General features: G+C 36.3%; 2 protein-coding genes. One reads left to right on the top strand and one right to left on the bottom strand.

Features of this window, described 5'->3' with window-relative positions; translation table 11 throughout:
• The coding region (locus tag FUA24_RS00135; protein ID WP_148539571.1) for a GntR family transcriptional regulator at window positions 1-488 on the bottom strand (488 nt) is incomplete at its 3' end.
• A 78-nt stretch (window positions 489-566) separates the two neighbouring features.
• Here FUA24_RS00135 and FUA24_RS00130 point away from each other — a divergent pair.
• The coding region (locus tag FUA24_RS00130; RefSeq protein ID WP_148539570.1) for a TonB-dependent receptor at window positions 567-958 on the top strand (392 nt) is incomplete at its 3' end.

The raw sequence follows: 958 nt of genomic DNA, 5'->3' as shown, positions 1-958 counted from the left end.
TTACGTTTCATTACGGCACTATACCATCGTGAAAATTGATGTACAGGATGTAACCGTAAATCGGGCTTGCCGTCATTAATTATAAATTTTGCATTGGTTTTTTCGGTAGTTGAAGCCAAATGTAATGATTGCTGAAACGGAAATCCGGTAGTTTTAGAGTATTCATAGGCATTATCAATATTACGTTGGGCAGCAGCCTTAATAGGCGTGTTGTTTTGTTTAGGCACTAATACAAACGTACCTTTGTTTGGTATAATTTCTACCCAACCTTGTGATGCCAACTCATCATAAACAGCCACGGCGGTATTGCGGTGTATTTTTAATAAATTACTAAAGGTACGTGTTCCGGGTAATACGGTGCCTTTTAATAAATACCCGCGCTGAATGGCATTTATAATTTGTTGTGCAATTTGAATGTAAACAGGGTTAGTGCTTGTTTTTTCAATTGTTATTAACTGTTCTAAAATATTTACAACCGGACTATTCATTGTTTTAAAACTGGACTATAATAATCGTCCGGAAAGTTACGAATTTTGCACCGCTTTTTTAATTATCAATTTTAATACATGAAAACAACAGTAGTTTTTACAGCATTTTTAGCATTATTAACGGTAACTGGTTTTGCACAACAAACACCGCAAGATCAAAAACTTGATACCGTTTTAATTGCTTCAACCAGAATAGATTTACCTTTTAAAGAAAATTCTAGAACCATAGAAGTTATTACAGCAACGCATATAAAAAACAGTGCCGCAACAACAGTAGCAGAATTATTACAGCAAGTAGCAGGGGTTGATATTCGCCGAAGAGGTACCGCTGGTAGTCAAGCAGATTTATACATTCGCGGCGGTAGTTTTGATCAAACCTTGTTGTTAATAGACGGCATAAAAATGGACGATGCTCAAACAGGGCACCACACCATGAATGCTGCATTACCCATAGAAGTTATTGAGCGTAT

The sequence above is a fragment of the Seonamhaeicola marinus genome (assembly GCF_008085455.1).
This window is presented reverse-complemented; position numbering and strand designations above follow the sequence as displayed.